General features: G+C 53.7%; 22 protein-coding genes. 11 read left to right on the top strand and 11 right to left on the bottom strand.

Annotation, left to right across the window (positions count from 1 at the left end; all coding sequences use genetic code 11):
* Positions 1-118: 118 nt before the first annotated feature.
* Both ACWI0H_RS05025 and ACWI0H_RS05020 read left to right on the top strand, forming a co-directional pair.
* The gene (locus tag ACWI0H_RS05025; protein ID WP_485875195.1) at positions 119-1771 is read left to right on the top strand and encodes a sodium:solute symporter family protein; all 1653 of its coding nucleotides are present in this window, start codon (positions 119-121) and stop codon (positions 1769-1771) included.
* A 71-nt stretch (positions 1772-1842) separates the two neighbouring features.
* Positions 1843-1974 (top strand): putative transporter small subunit, encoded by a 132-nt coding sequence (locus ACWI0H_RS05020; protein ID WP_235272403.1) that lies wholly within the window; start codon positions 1843-1845, stop codon positions 1972-1974.
* A 70-nt stretch (positions 1975-2044) separates the two neighbouring features.
* On the opposite strand, the gene ilvY is transcribed toward ACWI0H_RS05020, so the two are convergent.
* On the bottom strand, positions 2045-2923 hold the full coding sequence (ilvY, locus tag ACWI0H_RS05015) for an HTH-type transcriptional activator IlvY (protein WP_101145935.1): 879 nt from the start codon (positions 2921-2923) through the stop codon (positions 2045-2047).
* 258 nt (positions 2924-3181) lie between these two features.
* Here ilvY and ilvC point away from each other — a divergent pair, with 258 nt between their 5' ends.
* Positions 3182-4654, top strand: coding sequence for a ketol-acid reductoisomerase (ilvC, locus tag ACWI0H_RS05010; protein ID WP_485875192.1), 1473 nt, complete (start codon positions 3182-3184; stop codon positions 4652-4654).
* Positions 4655-4772: 118 nt separating this feature from the next.
* Positions 4773-6275: a molybdate ABC transporter ATP-binding protein ModF gene (gene modF, locus ACWI0H_RS05005; RefSeq protein ID WP_485875190.1), complete on the top strand. Its 1503-nt coding sequence runs from the start codon at positions 4773-4775 to the stop codon at positions 6273-6275.
* On the opposite strand, the gene ACWI0H_RS05000 is transcribed toward modF, so the two are convergent.
* Together ACWI0H_RS05000 and ACWI0H_RS04995 are read right to left on the bottom strand one after the other, a co-directional pair.
* Positions 6272-6586 carry an antibiotic biosynthesis monooxygenase family protein gene (locus ACWI0H_RS05000; RefSeq protein ID WP_101145932.1) on the bottom strand — a complete coding sequence of 105 codons (315 nt, stop codon included), beginning with the start codon at positions 6584-6586 and terminating at the stop codon, positions 6272-6274. The two genes, modF and ACWI0H_RS05000, sit on opposite strands and share 4 nt — an antisense overlap.
* Before the next feature lie 171 nt (positions 6587-6757).
* On the bottom strand, positions 6758-7177 hold the full coding sequence (locus ACWI0H_RS04995) for an ester cyclase (protein ID WP_485875188.1): 420 nt from the start codon (positions 7175-7177) through the stop codon (positions 6758-6760).
* A gap of 280 nt (positions 7178-7457) precedes the next feature.
* Between ACWI0H_RS04995 and ACWI0H_RS04990 the strand changes: the two genes are divergently transcribed.
* From ACWI0H_RS04990 to ACWI0H_RS04975, 4 genes are read left to right on the top strand one after another with little or no spacing between them, the layout of a single operon-like run.
* Complete coding sequence (locus tag ACWI0H_RS04990; protein WP_485875186.1) at positions 7458-8279, top strand: aldo/keto reductase; 822 nt, start codon at positions 7458-7460, stop codon at positions 8277-8279.
* Positions 8280-8330: 51 nt separating this feature from the next.
* Positions 8331-8744 (top strand): hypothetical protein, encoded by a 414-nt coding sequence (locus ACWI0H_RS04985; RefSeq protein WP_485875184.1) that lies wholly within the window; start codon positions 8331-8333, stop codon positions 8742-8744.
* Positions 8741-9700 carry an aldo/keto reductase gene (locus ACWI0H_RS04980; protein ID WP_485875182.1) on the top strand — a complete coding sequence of 320 codons (960 nt, stop codon included), beginning with the start codon at positions 8741-8743 and terminating at the stop codon, positions 9698-9700. The genes ACWI0H_RS04985 and ACWI0H_RS04980 overlap by 4 nt, the downstream gene beginning before the upstream one ends.
* Positions 9697-10053, top strand: coding sequence for a hypothetical protein (locus ACWI0H_RS04975; RefSeq protein WP_485875180.1), 357 nt, complete (start codon positions 9697-9699; stop codon positions 10051-10053). The genes ACWI0H_RS04980 and ACWI0H_RS04975 overlap by 4 nt, the downstream gene beginning before the upstream one ends.
* A gap of 11 nt (positions 10054-10064) precedes the next feature.
* On the opposite strand, the gene tnpC is transcribed toward ACWI0H_RS04975, so the two are convergent.
* The 3 genes from tnpC to ACWI0H_RS04960 are packed head-to-tail and all read right to left on the bottom strand — an operon-like array spanning position 10065 to position 12262.
* Positions 10065-11651 carry an IS66 family transposase gene (tnpC, locus tag ACWI0H_RS04970; RefSeq protein ID WP_485875178.1) on the bottom strand — a complete coding sequence of 529 codons (1587 nt, stop codon included), beginning with the start codon at positions 11649-11651 and terminating at the stop codon, positions 10065-10067.
* A 45-nt stretch (positions 11652-11696) separates the two neighbouring features.
* Positions 11697-12053: an IS66 family insertion sequence element accessory protein TnpB gene (tnpB, locus tag ACWI0H_RS04965; protein ID WP_336268928.1), complete on the bottom strand. Its 357-nt coding sequence runs from the start codon at positions 12051-12053 to the stop codon at positions 11697-11699.
* On the bottom strand, positions 12050-12262 hold the full coding sequence (locus tag ACWI0H_RS04960) for a hypothetical protein (protein WP_138801450.1): 213 nt from the start codon (positions 12260-12262) through the stop codon (positions 12050-12052). The genes tnpB and ACWI0H_RS04960 overlap by 4 nt, the downstream gene beginning before the upstream one ends.
* Positions 12263-12415: 153 nt before the next feature.
* On the opposite strand from ACWI0H_RS04960, the gene ACWI0H_RS04955 reads away from it, so the two are divergent.
* Positions 12416-12691: a hypothetical protein gene (locus tag ACWI0H_RS04955; protein WP_485875176.1), complete on the top strand. Its 276-nt coding sequence runs from the start codon at positions 12416-12418 to the stop codon at positions 12689-12691.
* A 189-nt stretch (positions 12692-12880) separates the two neighbouring features.
* Entirely contained in the window at positions 12881-13138 is a 258-nt protein-coding gene (locus tag ACWI0H_RS04950; protein WP_485875174.1) for a type II toxin-antitoxin system Phd/YefM family antitoxin, read from the top strand.
* Positions 13139-13257: 119 nt separating this feature from the next.
* On the opposite strand, the gene ACWI0H_RS04945 is transcribed toward ACWI0H_RS04950, so the two are convergent.
* From ACWI0H_RS04945 to ACWI0H_RS04930, 4 genes are all read right to left on the bottom strand, one after another.
* Positions 13258-13836 carry a hypothetical protein gene (locus ACWI0H_RS04945; protein ID WP_485875172.1) on the bottom strand — a complete coding sequence of 193 codons (579 nt, stop codon included), beginning with the start codon at positions 13834-13836 and terminating at the stop codon, positions 13258-13260.
* Positions 13837-13874: 38 nt separating this feature from the next.
* The gene (locus ACWI0H_RS04940; RefSeq protein ID WP_485875170.1) at positions 13875-14483 is read right to left on the bottom strand and encodes a hypothetical protein; all 609 of its coding nucleotides are present in this window, start codon (positions 14481-14483) and stop codon (positions 13875-13877) included.
* A gap of 118 nt (positions 14484-14601) precedes the next feature.
* Entirely contained in the window at positions 14602-15168 is a 567-nt protein-coding gene (locus ACWI0H_RS04935; RefSeq protein ID WP_485875168.1) for a hypothetical protein, read from the bottom strand.
* A gap of 579 nt (positions 15169-15747) precedes the next feature.
* Entirely contained in the window at positions 15748-16632 is an 885-nt protein-coding gene (locus ACWI0H_RS04930) for a LysR family transcriptional regulator (RefSeq protein ID WP_485875166.1), read from the bottom strand.
* A gap of 107 nt (positions 16633-16739) precedes the next feature.
* On the opposite strand from ACWI0H_RS04930, the gene ACWI0H_RS04925 reads away from it, so the two are divergent.
* On the top strand, positions 16740-17768 hold the full coding sequence (locus ACWI0H_RS04925; RefSeq protein WP_485875164.1) for an NADP-dependent oxidoreductase: 1029 nt from the start codon (positions 16740-16742) through the stop codon (positions 17766-17768).
* 181 nt (positions 17769-17949) lie between these two features.
* Here the strand turns inward: ACWI0H_RS04925 and ACWI0H_RS04920 are convergent, their stop codons facing one another.
* Positions 17950-18555, bottom strand: a complete 606-nt coding sequence (locus ACWI0H_RS04920; protein WP_485875162.1) for an outer membrane beta-barrel protein — start codon at positions 18553-18555, stop codon at positions 17950-17952.
* Positions 18556-18670 lie beyond the last annotated feature (115 nt).

Genomic DNA, 18670 nt, shown 5'->3' with positions numbered 1-18670 from the left:
CTACAGACATACCTAGAAAGATGTTCTGTTTTTTACTTACGTCCTGTCGCCGCCACTCCGTAAAGGGAACTGTGGTTGCTATTTAGGATGCTAGGGCTGCAAAGCCTATGGGTATTCAATGAACGACGAAAATTTCTATCAATTCTCGACCCTGACTGTCCTCGCCTTGCTGGCGGCTTTTTATGGCGGCACTTACCTGCTCACCCTGCTGATCAAGAAGAAAAAGGAGAATACCGACGCCTTCATGGTGTCCAATCACCAGATCGGTTTTGGCCTTGGCGCTGCCAGCATGACCGCCACTTGGATCTGGGCGGCCTCGTTCTACGGCGCGGCCACCTCGGGTTACACCTACGGCATTTCCGGCCCTTTGCATTACGGGCTGTGGGGCGCATTGATGATTCTGTTCATCTACCCCTTTGGCCGTCGCTTTCGCAAACTGGCGCCCAACGCCCACACCCTCGGTGAGCTGATCCACGCCCGCCATGGCTCTTCCAGCCAGTTAATTCTCGCCTCCTCCAACATTCTGGGCAGCATCATCAGTCTGATGGTGAACTTTACGGCTTCCGGCGCGCTGGTCTCGGTGCTTTCGCCCCTCTCGTTCCAGGCCGGTGTAGTGATTGCCGGGGTCGGGGTGCTCTCCTATACGCTGTGGTCAGGTTTCCGCGCTTCGGTGCTGACGGATTTCGCCCAGCTAATGGCGATGATGGCCGTGGCCATTCTAATTATTCCAGCGGTGATGTTCGCCCTCGGCGGCCCGGAAACGCTGTCAGATGGCATGAGTCTCCTTACGCCAGAGCAAGCCAACCTGTTCTCGATGGATGCGATCCTCAATCAAGGCGCGCCCTTCTTTGTGGCGGTGCTGGCTTACGCGATTGGCAACCAGACTATCTCACAGCGGCTATTTGCCGTGCGTGAAGACCACATCAAACCGACCTTTATCACCGCAACCATTGGTTACGGTGCGATCGTGATTGGCCTTGGCATGATTGGTTTGATGGCACTGATGACCGGCATGGAGCCGATTGATGGCGACATGAACAACCTGATCCCGCAGATGGTTTCGATGTACCTCTCGCCGGTGTTTATCGGGCTGTTCTTTATTCTGGTAATCGGTTCGCTCTCCTCTACCGCGGACTCGGATCTCTCCGCCATGTCCGCGATTGTAATGGCCGATGTGTACGGCAAGAACATCGCCAAAAATAAGCCCGACCCGACCAAGATGCTGTTTATCGGCCGACTGACCATGATCGTTGCGACGCTGATTGGGGTGATTCTCGCCAGCTTCTCAATGGATATTCTGATCATGCTGGTCTTTGTTGGTGCTCTCTGGGGCGCGATTGTGTTCCCGGTCATCGCCAGCTGTTTCTGGAGCCGGGTCACCAATACGGCCTTTACCGCCGCGGTAGTCGCAGGCCTGCTGATGTTCTGCGTCGCACGATTCGAGCTAGTACCGATGATAGGCGTCATTGCGGGGCTGTTTGAACTACTCGCCGCCGTCGGCGGTGGTGTGGTGCTCGGCTTGATGGCCTTCGGGTTCTGCGGACGCCGGGTGGGTGTGATCTTCGGTGCACTCTGCGCCATTGTGCTGGCCTACTTCTGCGTCGGATTCCTGCGGGACTACACGGTGCTACTGGCTTCCTTAATGGCCTACGGCGTCAGCACCATTGTCTGTATCGGCGTCAGCCTGATGAGTTCCAATAAGTTCGACTTCACGCAGATTAATCAAAAAGTGATCAACTACGACCCGGCCAAGCCTGCGACTCAAGGCTAAGCCCAGCGTCACGCTAGAATCACTTCATCCGCTGGTGCGCCAAGCGCACCAGCCAGACAATAGGAAAGCCCATGCAAACCTTTATCTTGGCGTTATACGTACTGATCTGGCCGTTAATATCACTCGCCATATTCGCGATCATCGGCATCGCCACCGTCAAAGACATCCGCATTGCACGACGTGATAAGCGTGAGCTGGTGTGACATAGCTATTCATAGATGAGCAAGTAGTAGGGGAAATAAGTGCGGCAAAGGACTGCCGTGACTTATAGGCCTACATCAAGCTCCAAAAAGCATCGACCAGCGGATTTTTTAAGTTTTTCTTCAACGTAAACAAGCCAATATCGTAGGGTTCCAGCTCCGGCGTCACGTCGAGCACCCGAATACGATCCACCAATGGGCTGTTATCGAGCACAATTTTTGGCACCACGCCAATGCCGAAGCCCAAGCTCACCATACTCACAATCGCCTCATTTCCCGTTACCTGTGCATAAATGCGCGGGGCAATATCGCGTTGGCGAAACCATTCGTCTACACGCGCTCTTGAGACACCGCTCTCCGATAAGATCATTGGGATACTCGCCCACTCTTCCGATGCGGTTGGCGAAGTCGTGGGAACGTTCGGCACTTGCTGCTCAAGCGGCGCAATAAATAACAAAGGCGACGTCGCAATGGGCTTAAAGGCTAACCCCCGAGGTAGGTTGGCGGGGCGTGCCGCGATGCTGAGGTCTTCTTTACCATCCAGCACATGCGCAATCGCGTGTTCCGGGTCCCCCGTGCGCAGCTTTATTTCAATTGCAGGATAGGCAATACGAAAGCGGCGCAGCAGCTCGTATAGAAAACTGTAGCTAGCGGTGACGGAACCGTACAAGCTGATTTCACCGCTTAATTGATCAGCGTTGTCGGTTAACTCATGGCGGATCAAGTTCCACTGGCTGCTGGTATCGCGCGCGTATTTAAGAAATTTCTGGCCTTCCTGGGTCAACACCACGGTTCGATTGTCGCGATTAAACAACGGCACACCCAGCTCGTCTTCTAAATGACGAATATTGCGCGACAGCGCAGAAATGCTGATATGGCACTCATCGCTGGCGCGCCCGAAATGCAGCGTTTCTGCCAGGGCGAGGAATTGCTTTAACAGTTTAATATTCATAATAAAATCGGCGCTCCGCGACTGCGCTCATGGCAATATCCGAATACTAACCGACCGTTGCTAAAAATGGGACATGTTATTGCAAATATATCAATTTAAGAAAGAGTCGTACTTGTATACATTAGCCCTACTCACATGCTCTTAAAGACATGCTCTTACAGACATGGCGCTAGCGCTCACCCCTAGCGACGGTGTCACCCTTTTTAATATCGGTGTACCTTACATCGACACATTGATCATAAAATTAGGATGTTAACGATGGCTAACTATTTCAATACCTTACCGCTTCGCGAGCAATTGGCTCAGCTAGCACAATGCCGCTTCATGCACACCGTTGAGTTTGCTGACGGCGTCGAAGCGCTGAAAGGCAAAAAAATGGTGGTTATCGGCTGTGGCGCACAAGGCCTTAACCAAGGTTTGAACCTACGCGACAGCGGCCTGGACGTTTCTTACGCACTGCGCCCGGAAGCCATTGAGCAAAAGCGCCAGTCCTGGAAAAATGCTTCTGAAAACGGTTTTGTGGTAGGTACTTACGAAGAACTGATCCCCACTGCAGACGTTGTGTTGAACCTCACCCCCGATAAGCAGCACACCTCGGTAGTGAACACGGTGATGCCGCTGATGAAGGAAGGCGCCTGCCTGTCTTACTCTCACGGTTTCAACATCGTAGAAGAAGGCATGAAAGTTCGCGACGACTTAACCGTCATCATGGTGGCACCGAAGTGCCCAGGCTCTGAAGTTCGCGCTGAATACGTGCGTGGTTTCGGCGTTCCCACCTTGATCGCTGTTCACGAAGACAACGACCCCAAAGGCGAAGGCCTTGCGCTGGCAAAAGCCTACGCGGTGGGTACTGGCGGCCACAAAGCGGGCGTGCTGATGTCCTCTTTCATCGCGGAAGTGAAATCCGACCTGATGGGTGAGCAAACGATCCTGTGCGGCATGCTGCAAACGGGCTCACTGCTGTGCTTCGACAAGATGATCGAAGAAGGTATCGACCCGGGCTACGCCTCACGTTTGATTCAATACGGCTGGGAAACCGTCACCGAAGCGCTGAAGTACGGCGGCGTAACGAACATGCTAGATCGTCTTTCTAACCCAGCGAAGATCAAAGCGTTCGATCTTTCTGAAGAGTTAAAAGAGATCATGCGTCCGCTGTACAACAAGCACCAAGACGACATCATGAGCGGCCACTTCTCTAAGACAATGATGGAAGACTGGGCGAACGATGACGCTAACTTACTAAAATGGCGCGCCGAAACCGCTGAAACCAACTTCGAGAAAACACCCGCTGGCGATGTCGAAATCACTGAACAAGAGTTCTTCGACAACGGTATTTTGATGGTCGCTATGGTGAAAGCTGGCGTTGAGCTTGCTTTCGAAACCATGACAGCAGCGGGCATCATCGCTGAGTCTGCTTACTACGAGTCGCTACACGAAACGCCGCTTATCGCGAACACCATCGCGCGTAAGAAGTTGTACGAAATGAACGCTACTATTTCGGATACTGCGGAATACGGTTGCTACCTCTACAACCACGCCTGCGTGCCGCTGTTGGCAGACTTTATGAAAGGCATCAAATCCGACGTGATCGGTAAAGGCCTTTCGCTAGACGACAACGGCGTTGATAACGCACGCCTGATCGAAGTTAACACCGCCCTTCGCTCACACCCCGTAGAAGCGGTTGGCTCGGTTCTTCGTGGCTACATGGCTGACATGAAAAAAATCGTTTAATCGCCTGATTAACCGATAGACGTTCAGGTCTTCAACACCTAGGCCGCCAAAAAAAGCCGAGATATCATCACGATATGCTCGGCTTTTTTGTTCCTCGAACAGCGTAAGGAAGAGAGTAATGGATTCGTTAACCCGCCTAGACGATATTCACCAAAACCGTATCCACCTATCAAAAGCGACGGTCAGCTTTGATGATCGCTTCACGCTAAGCGAGATTGATTGGACCATTACACCAGAACAACACTGGGTTATCACTGGCCCCAATGGCGCGGGTAAATCCGCCCTAGCGGCTGCGCTCGCGGGCATTGGCGACATCCAGAGCGGAAGCATTCAAGGCCTTCCCAACAATGTTGAAATCGTCTCTTTTGAAGTCCAGGCGGAGCTCATCGCCCAAGAGCTGAAAAAAGACGACGCCGACATTATGGACGTCATTTCTCTCGGCACCCCCGTCAGTGAAATGATTTTTGACCACTGCCAAAACACTGAACTTGCCCACTCCCTGGTCGAAAAATTTGGCCTAAGCAAACTGCTCGATCGTGCGTTTCGCAAACTTTCCACCGGCGAAACCCGTAAAGTCATGCTGATTCGCGCACTGGCCAACCAGCCTGATTTACTTATTTTAGACGAACCGTTCGATGGCTTGGATGTCGACACCCTCGCCATGCTCCAAGCACACCTAGCCTCACTCATCGACACCGTTCCCATGGTCATGGTGCTGAACCGCTTTGATGAAATGCCGGACTTCATCACCCATGTGGCCTATCTAGATAAAGAACGTGGGGATAAAGAACGGGGGAATAAAGAGCGTGGAGACAAAGGCCGCCTGAAGCTCACGGTAGACCGCCAGGACGACGCTGCCTTCAATGAGCTGTACCAATTACTGCATTTAAAGACCACCGATCTAAGCGTGCCGGAGGCCGACCCCACCCATAAGCTCCCCGCTCTCGACCCGAGCCAACCCTTAGTCAAACTAACCCAAGCGACCATCCAGTACGGCGACACGGTGATTGTCGATAAGCTCGATTGGACGATAGAACGGGGCCAGCATTGGCAGTTGAGTGGGCCTAACGGTAGCGGCAAAACCTGCGTTTTATCGCTGATCACCGGCGACCATCCGCAGTGCTATACCAACGATATTTTCGTGTTTGGTTTCCAGCGTGGTAACGGCGAAAGCATCTGGCAGATTAAACAGTTTATCGGCTATGTCTCCACTAACCTGCAGTGGGAATATCGGGTGAGCACCAGCTGCAAAAACGTGATTATTTCCGGCTTCTACGACAGCATCGGCATGTACACCAAGTCCACCGACAGCCAGAAAAAAATTGCCGACCAGTGGCTAGAACTACTCGGCATGAGAGACCGCGCCGACCAGCCGTTCAACAAGCTCTCTTACGGCGACCAGCGCCTGCTGCTCATTGCCCGTGCCATGGTCAAACATCCGCCCCTGCTGATTCTAGATGAACCTTGCCTTGGCCTGGACGACATCAACCGCCAACTCGTCCTCGCTCTAATCGAAAAAATCTGCCAAGGCTCAGAAACCACCGTGCTCTACGTCAACCACCACGCGGAAGACCAGATCTCAGGTATCGAGCACTATTTAGCGCTGGAAAAGAATCACTAGATGCCATAAGCCCGCTCGACCTTGGCAACACGGACTTTAAATTCGGCGTACCACGCTTTGTGCCCCAGGCGCTGGGCTTCAAGATGCTCAGCGTTCTGCTTCCACTGCTTGATGGCTTCCTCGCTTGCCCAGTACGAAACGGTGATACCCACCTCCTCACGCGCTGACTCAATACCCAGAAAGCCTTCCTGCTCGGCAGCCAGCGCCAGCATTCTGTCAGCCATGGCCCCGTAGCCATTATCTCCCTCGGTGCGCACAGAGCTGAAAATTACCGCGTAATAAGGTGGGCTGGGGGTGTTAGCGATGGCCATTCAATCCTCTGCTTGCGTTACGTCTGCGTTAATCGAGATTAGCTGAAAATCTCATTGAGTTCATCGTCCATCAAGGGTGGCACGATCAGCTTCCGCAACGATGTCAGAATTCATTTCTTGGATTCCTATACGAGATGTTAAAGGCGGTTACGCTGCAGGGTCGTCACCTTGTTAAGGCGCACCGGGTAAAACCCCAAGCTGCTGCATTAAGCCCATCGTATCCATAAGAATGCGGGTGGACTTCACCTTCTCCCCTTCAAACTGATCAATGACCATGCCCCACACGCTGACGGCACGGTGAGTCGGTGGTATTCCCAGGAACTCCCCTCGTTGAGTTCCTTCCCAAACGAAGCGTGTTAAGACGCGGCTATCTTCTGCAATCTGCTCCTCGACGCGCCAGCGCATATCTGGGAAGGCGGTTCGCAGCCCAGCTAGCGTTTCCATGAGCCCTGCAAGGCCTGGCCCCTGACCCGGAAACGGAACCTCTTCCACCATATCGTCATGAAAGTACTCGCCAGTAGCAAAAATCTCACCGGCTGTGAGAACGCGGTCGAGAAAAGCTGCAATATGAGCTTTATGTTGTTCTGACACGTGAGCCTCCTTTTGAGGATCAGTGGGCTAGGCGCCCGCTGTCACGCCTCCAATGGGTCGTTCTTCGCCAACGTTTCATAGGGGTATTTGGCAGTATAGCGGCCCGTTTCGATAATACCGCTGGAGATGTACGACGCGTAATAGAGCCAGTAAAATCACCGATATGCTGCTCAAATGGGGCGGCTTTCGATACGGATCGTCTACGCTTGGTCCATGAACGGCGATTGCCTTGGGTAGCCAGAACAGCATCACAGCAGGAAATACACTAGGAGAGTGAGATATGCAGACGATCGAACTAGGCGGAGACAGCGTACCCCGTATAGGCCAGGGTACCTGGCACATGGGCGAGGATGCCGGGCAGCGGCAGGCTGAGGTCAGAGCGCTGCGTGAAGGGCTGGATCTGGGCATGACGCTGATCGATACCGCCGAGATGTATGCCGAGGGCGGCGCCGAAGAAGTCGTTGGCCAAGCAATCCGTGACCGGCGCGACGAGGTGTATCTCGTCAGCAAGGTTTACCCCCACAACGCCAGCACCCAGGGTGTTCAAGCCGCCTGCGAGCGCAGCCTGCGCCGATTGGGCACCGATACGATCGATCTCTACCTGCTGCATTGGCGCGGCCAGTACCCGCTGAGCGAAACGGTCGAGGCCTTCGAACGGCTGCGCGAGCAGGGCAAGATTCTGCGCTGGGGCGTGTCGAACTTTGACGTTGACGACTTAGCTGAGCTCGACGCGCCTGCTTGCGCCACCAATCAAGTGCTCTACAACCCCGAAGCACGCGGCATTGAATACGACCTGCTGCCCTGGCAAGCACAACACAACATGCCGCTCATGGCCTACTGCCCCATCGGGCAAGGCGGCGCGCTACTGCATGACGCCGCCCTGCAACGCATCGCCGACAAACATAGCGCCACCCCCGCGCAAGTCGCGCTTGCCTGGGCGCTGCGCCACCCCGGTGTGATTGCTATTCCTAAAGCCGTGAATCTGGAGCACCTCAAACAGAACGCCAAGGCAGATAAGGTCAGACTCGACGAAGATGATCTGGCACAAATCGACGCCGCCTACCCCTCGCCAACGCGTAAGCAGTCTTTGCAGATGGTGTGAGGACGAGCCATTAACGGACTAGGATTAACGGACTAGGACAGGAGCGCTGTCATGTCACTGCCCGCCCCGAAACCCAATGGCTGGATCAGCTTCCTCGGCCACCTGCTGTTTATCCTCGCGGCGTGGACGCTGTTCATCAAATACCTGTTCCCTGTGGGTTACGCGCTGGCCTACGGCGAGCCCTGGGCGCGGTATATCTATTGGGATCTATGGCCACTGGCGCACGTTTGGCTAGGCTGGTCGCTGCTCGAACGGCCCCGCTATACGCGTGCACTGGCGGTAGGTATGTCCGTCATTGAAATCCTTATCATCAGTACCCTGTTCGACCGTTTTCTCGCCGACCCTGAGTGGTCGATCTGGCGCACCAACTGGTTTGTGAATAAGGTATTTGTGCTGACATGCTTCGTGCTGGTGTTGGCGGCCACGGTGCCGATTCAAAAAAATTTGAAGGAGCGACCGCTATGAACCTTCCCATCAAACATCGCATCACGCGCAGGCAAAGCCTTACGCTCATCGGCGCCACGCTCGCTGCCATGACACTCCCAACCGCATCACTTTTTGCCAACAAAGACAGGATGCGCCAGAAGGCTTTTGCGAGCACTGACAAAACGCTGCCCGTTATCGGCATGGGCACCTGGCGCACGTTCAATGTCGGCAACGACCCACAGTTGCTCGATGCCCGTACCGAGGTGGTAAAGGCATTCTTCGAGCATGGCGGTGGCCTGATCGACTCTTCGCCCATGTATGGCTCGGCGCCGGATGTGATGGGCTATGCCTTGCAAGCGCTCGGCACACCCGAGAGCCTGTTTGCCGCAGAGAAAGTCTGGAGTCCGGCCGGTGGTTCCGCCCGCGAGCAGGTGGCCGAGCTTAAAGAGCGCTGGAAGGTGGAGCAGTTCGATCTGGTGCAGGTACACAACCTGACCGATTGGCGCGAGCACCTGGCAGCGCTGCAGGAGATGAAAGCCGAAGGCATTATTCGCCATGTCGGCATCACCACCTCGCACGGGCGCCGCCATAGCGAGATCGAGCAGATCATGACGTCAGAGGACATCGACTTCGTTCAGCTCACCTACAACATCACCCACCGAGAAGCCGAAAACCGGCTACTGCCCCTGGCAGAAGAACGGGGCATCGGCGTGATCGCCAATCGGCCATACGATGGCGGCAGCCTGATCAAGCACCTCAAGCGTCGTAATGTGCCATTGCCCGAATGGGCGCAGGCAGAATGCGGCTGTACAACCTGGGCGGACTTCCTGCTGAAGTTTATCGTCAGCCACCCGGCGATAACATGCGCGATACCCGCCACCACCCAGGTCGAGCACATGCGCGAGAACATGCGCGAGAACATGCGCGCTGGCCACACCCCCATGCCCTCGCCCGATGCCCGGCAGCGGATGGCCGCCTATATCGAGTCGCTATGAACGAGTGGACGAGCTACCAGCTTCAGGACTTTATTCCCTTCACGGCAGAGGTTTACTTTCGCCTGCTGGAGAGAATGGGAGAAACCTTCTGGCCGCTGCACCTGCTTACCCTCACCTTGGGCGCCGCCACCCTTGTGCTGGCGCTGAAACACCGCACGCGAATCACCTGCCTGCTACCTGCCCCACTCTGGGCCTTTGTCGCCGTCGCGTTTTTCATTCAGCGCTATGCAGAACTCAACTGGGCCGGGGGCTATGCCGGTTACGCTTTCATTGCCCAAGCCGTGCTGCTGGTATTGATTGCACTAACAGGATGGGGAATGGATAACGGTAAGCGAGCCACTAACCACATCTAGGCAGATGTCGCTTAGACCGGTAATGTCTCTTTCCACTGCCAGGGTAGCAGCGTGTTGAGATCATCATCGTCGAGGGTGGGCAGGGTCGCGAAGACATACTGTAAGTAGTCGTAAGGCGAGAGACCATTGGCTTTGGCGGTTTCGATCAGGCTGTAGATCGCCGCGCTGGCATGAGCGCCGCTCGGAGTATGGCTGAACAGCCAGTTTTTACGGCCGATGACGAACGGACGGATGGCGTTCTCCGCCGGATTGTTATCCAGCGGGATCAGGCCATCGTCCAGGAACCGGGTCAGGCGGAACCACTGGTTATCCAGGTAGTGCAGGGCTTTACCCAGCACACTTTTGGGCAGCACCTGGGCCAGTGACTTGTCGAGCCAGGTGCGTAGTTGATTGATCAGTGGGCGGCTCTTCTGTTCACGCAGTGCGTGACGCACCTCGGGGTCAAGGGCCTTCGCCTGTTTTTCCACGCCATACAGCTTTCGGATCTGATTGAGTGCCCAGTCCGCTTTGCCAGTCTTGCCTTTGGGCTGCACCTTCTGGGCTTCGACGAACTTACGCCGGGCATGCGCCCAGCAGCCCGCATGGGTGATCCCATTGCGGCGCACGACCTCGGCGTAGCCTTCATAGCCATCGGTGATTAAGCGCCCCGCATAGTCGCCTAGCAGATCAACGGGCACCCGTCCGGCGCGGCTGGCCGCGTAGTCGAACAAGACCACCTGCTGGCCCGGCGGGCCACCGCGCTGCACCCACACATACGACGTCGCACTGGCGGCACGATCCGCTTCTTGATTAACCTGGAGGGTGGTCTCATCCATATGGATCAAGGGAGCGGTCAGCAGATGCTGGCGTAATGTCTCGATCAGCGGAGCTATGCGTTCTCCCGCCTGCACCATCCAGCGTGCCAAGGTGTTGCGGGGGATCTCGGCGCCATGGCGGGCAAAGATCTGGCTTTGCCGATAAAGCGGTAGCGCGTCCTGGTATTTAGCCGTCGCGATATAGGCGAGCAGCGTGGCGCTGGCATTGCTCTTGGGCAACAGCTTGGCCGGCGCTGGGGCGGTGTTAACGCCCTCTTCGCACAGCGGGCAGGCATATTTGCGTCGCACATGACGGATCACCTCGATCCGGGCGGGCACCACATGCAACTCCTCACTGACCTCTTCACCGATCACCTTCAGCGCGGTGCCGTCATCGGGGCAGTGGCGCGCCTCGTCGGGCAGTTCATGGATGACCTCAACACGCGGCAGCTCTAGCGGTAGCGCAACACGCCCACCGCGCGTGCGACGCTTAGCAGGCGTAGCGGTGTCGATCGTCGCGTCATCAGCGGTGGCGTCGCTACCCGCTGCATCTTCCTCGTCCACCGCCACTTCCGCTTCATTGATCAGCAGATCCCGCTGGTCGACACGGTACTTTTCGGTGGAAGGACCGAACTGACGCTCCAGGGCAAGCCGGAACTGCTCAAACAGCGACTGTTTGGTAGCCTCCCACTGCGCTTCCTTTTTCTCCATCAACGCCAACAGCCGCGCATTTTCAGCGTCAGCAGCGGCCAGCTTGCGCTCAAGCTGGGTAACCGTCGGTGAGGAGGAAGCGGCGTTTTTCATATCGCATAGCTTACCAAAAACGCCCCTAAAACAAGAGCGCTACGGCTATCCAACCCGCTGAAAATCCAACGCTTTGTGAGGCTGCATAGCCTTCAGGTTATAGCCATCCAGCAACCAGTTAAGTTCTTGACCCGTTAGCGTCACTGTCTCGTCCTTCAGGTGCGTTGGCCATTTAAACCGCTCACGCTCCAAGCGCTTGTACCACACCACAAAGCCGTTACGTTCCCAGAACAGCAGCTTCACTTTATCGCGCTGGCGATTACCGAACACGAACAGCGCTTGATCAAACGGGTTCAAGGCCATGGCTTCCTGAACCAGTAATGCTAATCCATCAATTTGCTTGCGCATATCGACGGGTTCTCGGCACAGGTACACCCTCAAATCAGTGCTTGGGCGTATCATGCGACGACCTCCACCGCGACAAACCGCGCGGGACGACAACGCGGTGGCACGGGGAAGCCTTGCACGATTAACCGATTTTCCCACGCCATCAGGTCGGCTAACGTCACGGCTTGCGCTTCAGCATACGCGCTTAACGGCATCTGCAACGCGGCGGCATAAGACAGGTGCCCTAACCAAAATGCTTGAGTGGAATTGAGGTCGCGACTCATGATGATCTCCAATGCTAAAGAGACCACCAGTGTGATCAGTCAACAATAAGGTGAGTAGATGGGGTTTATGGCGCGCTTACGGATAACGCGCCCCGCGCAACAAACCCACCGGTTGCTATAGGCACAGCTATCGCCCTTTTCGGCCTGATAATAATGCCACTGCTGGCGCCGCTAAGCGGCGGCTCCTGGTACCAGGCAGAAGTGTTCGGCATTCATGCCGACCCTACGGCGGTCACCACGCTGGGCCTGGTACTTATCATGCTCCGGGGGTTCGCTCTCTGGATCGCCGCCATCATTCCAGCGCTGTGGCTGGTGGTTTCAGGCCTGACTCTTCAGGCGTTGGATTCGTCGGGCGCCGCCGTGCTGTTCACCGTGTTGGCGATCGCGCTGGTTGGGGTGGTTTGGAAAAGCGTCAGGCCCAAGCGATAACGTCGCAGCATCTTCGATTGGGAACGTATGGAAAGCTCTGGTTTATCGACAATTTACCGTTTAACGCCTGGGCTCAGGCTCAGCCACTGGTTTTAAGCGGCGAAAAACCGAACGCTGCGCAGTCGATTGTCAAACCTCATGACGTACGACATTCTGTGCATTAACAACATTCCGTACAGGAGCGACCTTATGGATGCCATCAGTTACACGGCCGCTAGAACCAATCTAGCAAAAACCATGGAGCAGGTCTGTGAAAACCATTCACCTATGATCATCACCCGCAACAAGGCGCGGTCCGTGGTAATGATCTCTCTCGAAGACTATGAGGCGCTGCAAGAGACAGCCTATCTCCTGCGGGCACCTAAAAACGCCCGCCGTTTGCTGGAATCTGTTACCGAGTTGGAACAAGGTGGTAGCCAGGAAAAGGAACTTCTTGAGTTTCACTAAAATCATAAGGCTGGCTTCACTATGTAACACCGTTATTCGGCGGCAGTCTTGGCAGAGCGAAGCGGCGATAAGGCTGTCCGGTGGAGGGCCAAAGGCCCGGAACGAACTGCAACTATTGGTTAAGTGTACTTCTCGTATCTGGGCTCCATGATTTCGGCCAATAATTCAGAAGATCCCACTACTCGACTGTGCGGCTTTAGGTTTTCATTCGCGAAATCGATGAGTTTTGAAAGCGCTTCTTGAATTCTGTCTAGCCAGTAATCACTGCCTATCGTATCGTAGTAATATTCTTCTCTGTTGTCACGGAAGTCCCAAGTATCCAATCGGTACCGTAGTCCGACTGGTAAGCCATCTATCTTGAGAATATCGCCTTCGTACTCCTTAATGATTTTTTCTGGCAGATGAGGACTAACCTTCCTCATCATTTTCCCAATGTCATGACCGTACTTTTCTATCCAATTTATGAGCGTCTTGCCTTTCCTATCCGCATTCTCAAAGTAACAGATTAAGGATTTCAAGACTGACTCGATGCCCATCCGAAGATCAATGAAAGATTTTGTTCGCATCGACCGGGGCGTATAAAATAAAGGGCCATCGCTCTCCATACAATGCTTATATCGGATGTGAAAATCCCGAGCATCGTGGAAGAAATGATTTGAAACCTCGAGATATCGCGGCCGAGTAAATTCTTCGCTCATACTCCCTCACACTTAATGCCTGCGTAACAGGAGTTACGTCAGGAGCTTCCTATTGACGCATTTGTTAGCGCAGGTAATGGACCACGCCACTCTCGGTATTCATGACCTTTGGGCGTGACAGTTAACATATTTGTAGCTTCATCATGCAAGACCAAATGATGATTTTGAAGGGCTGTGATCATCGCCTGACGTTCATTAGCGGAAGGTATTGACGGCAGCCAAAATGAGTCGTAATGCGCATATGTCGTTGGCTGCGGCAAGCCTGCGAGCCAGTCAAGAGCAACTTGAGTGCTGCGGGTTAAAAAGTAATTGAGATATCGATATTCCCAAAGGTATGTGTTCGCTATATGCGACCTTACAAGATTTTCTACAGTTTTTTGCTGTTCGGCACTTAACCCCGACGGAATTCCTTCAACAGCGACCGACTGAGGCTTTGGTGGGGCTTTATCTTCCTCTTCAGGGATTCTATTGCTTTGAGGGGTACTAACCTCTGTTCCGCCTGGAAGTTTGATCTTTGCGACGCGTAGAAGGAGTGCTTTTATATCTTCTGTAAATTTGAAAATAAAAATACTTGCAACGACAGCGAACATTACTGGCGCTGTAAGGAGAGCCTTCATATACTCTAAAACCAAATTTGCTACTTCCAACTTGCACTCCATCACTTCTCGCTAACAACGACGTCACCCCAGATTTAAATATCACTACTACCTAAAAAGTGATTAAAATCTCTGATTTAAGACGAACTTTAACGTTTTTTATAATCCATCAAATATATACTCTAACAATATTAAACCATACTTTATCACCGTAGTTTTCAAGGTGACGATAATCAATCAGATCCAGTTGTATAGTGAGCCAGCAATTATCACTATCAGGTTTCGAATCATAACCATCTCCTATAGAGGTTAATTTCCTACTAAGGTCCTCTTTTTCTATCAGATTTCTGGCAACATCGGGAGCCAAATACAATCGAAAAAGAAACCGATTATTTTCTAGCCAACCATCACCTATATATCCCTTTGATGCATATTTAATGTATTCAGATCCAGCTTGTGGGTTCACCAAGAAACTGCATTTTAAACTATCAAACTGCTTTGGATATTTAACCTTCCCCCAAGACTCAAACTCAAAATTTGCGTCAACACCATGATATATATTTAAATGCTTCTCAAAATTTTCTCTATCTGTCATGCCCTCCTCATACAAGACGCTACTAATTACGTAATTTAGCGCGGACGGCCTCTCTAATTCTACTAGAACTCCTACGTATTTCTCACCAGTTATGGAGTCAGCGCCAATTTTCTGAAAATGCGGTAGCATTGGATCATCCATTACAAATCCTTCGATTGGGCTCAGCAGCTATTGTGCAACCATCTGCGCGAACGTTCGTTAGTTGAGGTTATCCAGGTAATTCGTCGACTCTAACTCATCCCCACACTCAAGCAAAACCTAATTCGGACTAACCCCCTCTGCATCTCCCCCACCCGCCTCCTAAACTCCACTAACGAACAGCTTGACGGGGTGCCGGTGATATCCGGCTGAGATGGCCCAGGCCTGTCCTTTTAAGGATACCAAGCGCTAATCCCTCTGAATCTAATCCAGCTAACGCGTTGCTGTTCTTATGAATTGCGGCGCGGGTACCGGCGTAGGGATCAAGCGATGGCCGCGGCGCACATTTACGCCACCTTTTCGCGCCATTCCCTCGATCTTTTTCTCCTGCCTCCGGATAATTACTACCAGAGGCAACATGGGCTACCGCTTTACCGATCTCACCACCGCCTGCCAGTAAGATTGGCGAGCTTTTATTGAGCACGATATTGGACTGTTGCAAAGCGCTGAAACGTTGTCGAAAGCGATGCAAAACTGCTGTTCGCTGATTCCAGAGGCTTGTGTGTATCAAGTGTTAGGTATTCAAAGTCTTTCGATCAACATATCGATAAAGGCGCGTACAGCGGGGTTGGTGCGACGACTCTGTGGCCATAGCGCAACGATATTATGCCGCTCTACATCGAAGTCGGGCAGGATTGGTACCAGTTCCTTTCGCCTAACCCGCGGGGCAGCCATGAAACTAGCAGCCATCCCGATACCTGCCCCCGCGGTCATAGCGGCTATAACGGCTTCGCTTGAATCAACGATGACAGGGGAAGATGGCACTATCTCGACCTCCTTCCCACCGATCAGGAACGGCCAGCGAAACATTTGGCCCGTACTTTGGTAGCGCAAATTGATCGTTTCGTGCCCCACCAGTTCGTCTGGATGCTCGGGAGCACCATTTCTAGCCAGGTAATCTGGCGAAGCGTAGCAAGAGAGCCTGTAAGGTGAGAGTCGCCTGGACAAAAGTGACGAATCTGCAAGGTCACCGATCCGTACTGCAAGATCAATGCTCTCTTCAGCCATACCGACGATGTGGTCGCTCAGCCGCAGGTCGATCGTCACCTTTGGGTAGCGCGTTCGAAAATCCGTAATAGCAGGAGCAATCAGATGCAGGCCCAGTGGAAGTGATGTCGCAATTCGTAACGTGCCTGCGGGCTCTGAACGAGCAGACTTCACCACCTGTTCTATCTCTTCTGCTTGGCGCAGCAGCTCTAGCACACGTCCATGCAAGTCGCGACCCTCGGCCGTGAAAGACAGCGAGCGTGTCGTACGCGTGAAAAGAGAGACGCCAAAGTGACGCTCCAACCGCTGGATGCTTTTACTGATCGCAGAGGGCGAAACAGACAGCGAGCGCGCCGCAGCGGTGTAGCTGCCTAAAGAGCCGACGCGTGCAAATGCGATAAGCCCCGTGAGGCGTTCCAATCCGATTTGTTCCTTCATGGAACTATTAAAACGAATCTACGCACCATTATCAACGGCAAGGAACCTCCTTACTATTTGTCATGTGACTATTCTTTAGTGAGGTTGTGATGAACGAGATGATGAAAGCAGTGCAACTGCATAGTTTCGGTGGCCCAGAGGTTTTGCTTTACGAAGATACGCCTCGCCCCGAAGTACAAGCCGGTGAAGTGCTTATCCAAGTTCATGCGGCAAGCATTAACCCACCAGACCTTTACCTGCGCGACGGCTATCGGGCGCTACCGCCAGAATGGCAGCCTAGCCCACACTTCCCGATGATATTAGGCACTGATGTGTCAGGGGTCGTTGCTGCCGTAGGCGACGGGGTTTTCAAGGTCAGCGTAGGTGACCACGTCTTTGCAATGGTGCGTTTTCCCGAAGACCTGATGACGGGCAGCGGCACCTATGCCGAATATGTCAGCGTTCCTGAAAGCCAACTAGCGTTGAAGCCAAAGGGCATTTCTCATGTCGAGGCAGCAGGTGCCCCAATGTCACTGCTTACTGCCTGGCAATTTCTGGTTGACCCTGGTCATGACCGACTCAACCCATTCCAGGCATTCCAGCATGTACCTGTCCCGCTCGAAGGCAAGACCGTCTTGATCAATGGGGCTGGCGGTGGCGTGGGGCATTTAGCGGTTCAAGTCGCCAAATGGAAAGGGGCACGTGTGATCGCGGTTGCCTCAGGCAGGCATGAAGAGCTGCTTCGCGAGCTGGGCGCTGACGACTTCATTGATTACACCAAGGCAGCCGCCGAAACGGTCGCCCATGATGTGGATCTGGTGCTTGACGCTGTGGGTGGGCCGAACATGGAACGCTTCCTCAGCATTATTAAACCAGGCGGATCGCTCTTTCTGGTCAACCCCTTGGGCTTTTCTGCCAGGGATGAAGCCGACAGGCTAGGGATTACGGTTTCCTCACTACAGGTGCACTCAAACGGAATGTTGCTAGCACAGGCCGGTCGCTTGCTTGACGACCGTACCATTCGGGTCGTGATCGACAGTACCTTTTCGTTGGCAGAAGCATCGGCTGCGCATCAGAGAGCGATGCAAAGCAGTGTTCAAGGTAAGGTCGTGCTTGTCGTTAAGCACTACGGCCGCTAGAACCAATCTAGCAAAAACCATAAAGCAGGTCTGTGAAGACCATTCACCCATGGACTTCAGGGCCTTAGCAACGCTGGCAGTGTGCCATCTGGAAGTATTGTGCGAGGGTTGCGCGAGATAAAAAGGCAGCGCCGGGGCTCGCCCCGGCGCTGATATCGCACATGGCAAAACAAATTGACAGTTAGAAGCGGAAACCAGCTGACGCGGTAAAGGAGTCGATCTGATAGTCGCTGTCGAAGTCGTAGCGCTCGTATTCGGCACGGATCAGGAAGGGGTCAAAGTTGAACTGCGCGCCGACACCGTAGACCGGATCGGTGCCGTCCTGATCTTCAAGATCAACGCTAGCCCCGCCAAGGTTACCGTCGACGTCGGTTTGCCACTTGGCCACACCGGCCTTGGCGAAGGCGGTAAACCAGGAGGTGATGGGCAATTGACCGACCAGACTCGCCCCGTAGGCGTCGGATTCCAAATCGGTATTGGCGTCACTGTTACCCCTCAGGCGCGTACGACCAAGATCGGCATAGAAGATTTCGGTAGCGAAGTAAGGGTTGAATTCGTAGCCGACGAAACCTTTAAAGCCGTTGTCTTCTTCATCATCCAGATCAAAGTCTTCGGCACCATCGGAGATGAAATCGCCGACTTCGTCGTCATCGTTCTCCAGCGAGCTGAAACCGGTACCGATGCCCAGATAGAGTCCATCAGCATTGGGTGCGGCAAATGCCGACGGTGCCGCGGCGAGCAGAGCGGTAGAGGCAAACGAGGCGGTAAGTAGGGTACTGAGTTTCACGTGTGTTCTCCTTGTGACGACTTGCTGTGCACGATTCTATGAATCGTCATGGTATTGAAAGGCTATCCTGCCGTGATTCACGCAAGGTGATAGTCGTTTGATTCACACGTATCAA

Source organism: Halomonas sp. NYA30, assembly GCF_976980765.1.
Note: the sequence above shows the minus strand (reverse complement) of the source record. Positions and strands in the feature narration are given on the sequence as shown.

What these genes read in the sequence shown, in the direction of transcription:
- ACWI0H_RS05025 (WP_485875195.1), top strand. Translation starts at nt 119, where the DNA reads ATGAACGACGAAAATTTCTATCAATTCTCGACCCTGACTGTCCTCGCC.
- ACWI0H_RS05020 (WP_235272403.1), top strand. Translation starts at nt 1,843, where the DNA reads ATGCAAACCTTTATCTTGGCGTTATACGTACTGATCTGGCCGTTAATA.
- ilvY (WP_101145935.1), bottom strand. Translation starts at nt 2,923, where the DNA reads ATGAATATTAAACTGTTAAAGCAATTCCTCGCCCTGGCAGAAACGCTG.
- ilvC (WP_485875192.1), top strand. Translation starts at nt 3,182, where the DNA reads ATGGCTAACTATTTCAATACCTTACCGCTTCGCGAGCAATTGGCTCAG.
- modF (WP_485875190.1), top strand. Translation starts at nt 4,773, where the DNA reads ATGGATTCGTTAACCCGCCTAGACGATATTCACCAAAACCGTATCCAC.
- ACWI0H_RS05000 (WP_101145932.1), bottom strand. Translation starts at nt 6,586, where the DNA reads ATGGCCATCGCTAACACCCCCAGCCCACCTTATTACGCGGTAATTTTC.
- ACWI0H_RS04990 (WP_485875186.1), top strand. Translation starts at nt 7,458, where the DNA reads ATGCAGACGATCGAACTAGGCGGAGACAGCGTACCCCGTATAGGCCAG.
- ACWI0H_RS04985 (WP_485875184.1), top strand. Translation starts at nt 8,331, where the DNA reads ATGTCACTGCCCGCCCCGAAACCCAATGGCTGGATCAGCTTCCTCGGC.
- ACWI0H_RS04980 (WP_485875182.1), top strand. Translation starts at nt 8,741, where the DNA reads ATGAACCTTCCCATCAAACATCGCATCACGCGCAGGCAAAGCCTTACG.
- ACWI0H_RS04975 (WP_485875180.1), top strand. Translation starts at nt 9,697, where the DNA reads ATGAACGAGTGGACGAGCTACCAGCTTCAGGACTTTATTCCCTTCACG.
- tnpC (WP_485875178.1), bottom strand. Translation starts at nt 11,651, where the DNA reads ATGAAAAACGCCGCTTCCTCCTCACCGACGGTTACCCAGCTTGAGCGC.
- tnpB (WP_336268928.1), bottom strand. Translation starts at nt 12,053, where the DNA reads ATGATACGCCCAAGCACTGATTTGAGGGTGTACCTGTGCCGAGAACCC.
- ACWI0H_RS04960 (WP_138801450.1), bottom strand. Translation starts at nt 12,262, where the DNA reads ATGAGTCGCGACCTCAATTCCACTCAAGCATTTTGGTTAGGGCACCTG.
- ACWI0H_RS04955 (WP_485875176.1), top strand. Translation starts at nt 12,416, where the DNA reads ATGCCACTGCTGGCGCCGCTAAGCGGCGGCTCCTGGTACCAGGCAGAA.
- ACWI0H_RS04950 (WP_485875174.1), top strand. Translation starts at nt 12,881, where the DNA reads ATGGATGCCATCAGTTACACGGCCGCTAGAACCAATCTAGCAAAAACC.
- ACWI0H_RS04945 (WP_485875172.1), bottom strand. Translation starts at nt 13,836, where the DNA reads ATGAGCGAAGAATTTACTCGGCCGCGATATCTCGAGGTTTCAAATCAT.
- ACWI0H_RS04935 (WP_485875168.1), bottom strand. Translation starts at nt 15,168, where the DNA reads ATGGATGATCCAATGCTACCGCATTTTCAGAAAATTGGCGCTGACTCC.
- ACWI0H_RS04925 (WP_485875164.1), top strand. Translation starts at nt 16,740, where the DNA reads ATGAACGAGATGATGAAAGCAGTGCAACTGCATAGTTTCGGTGGCCCA.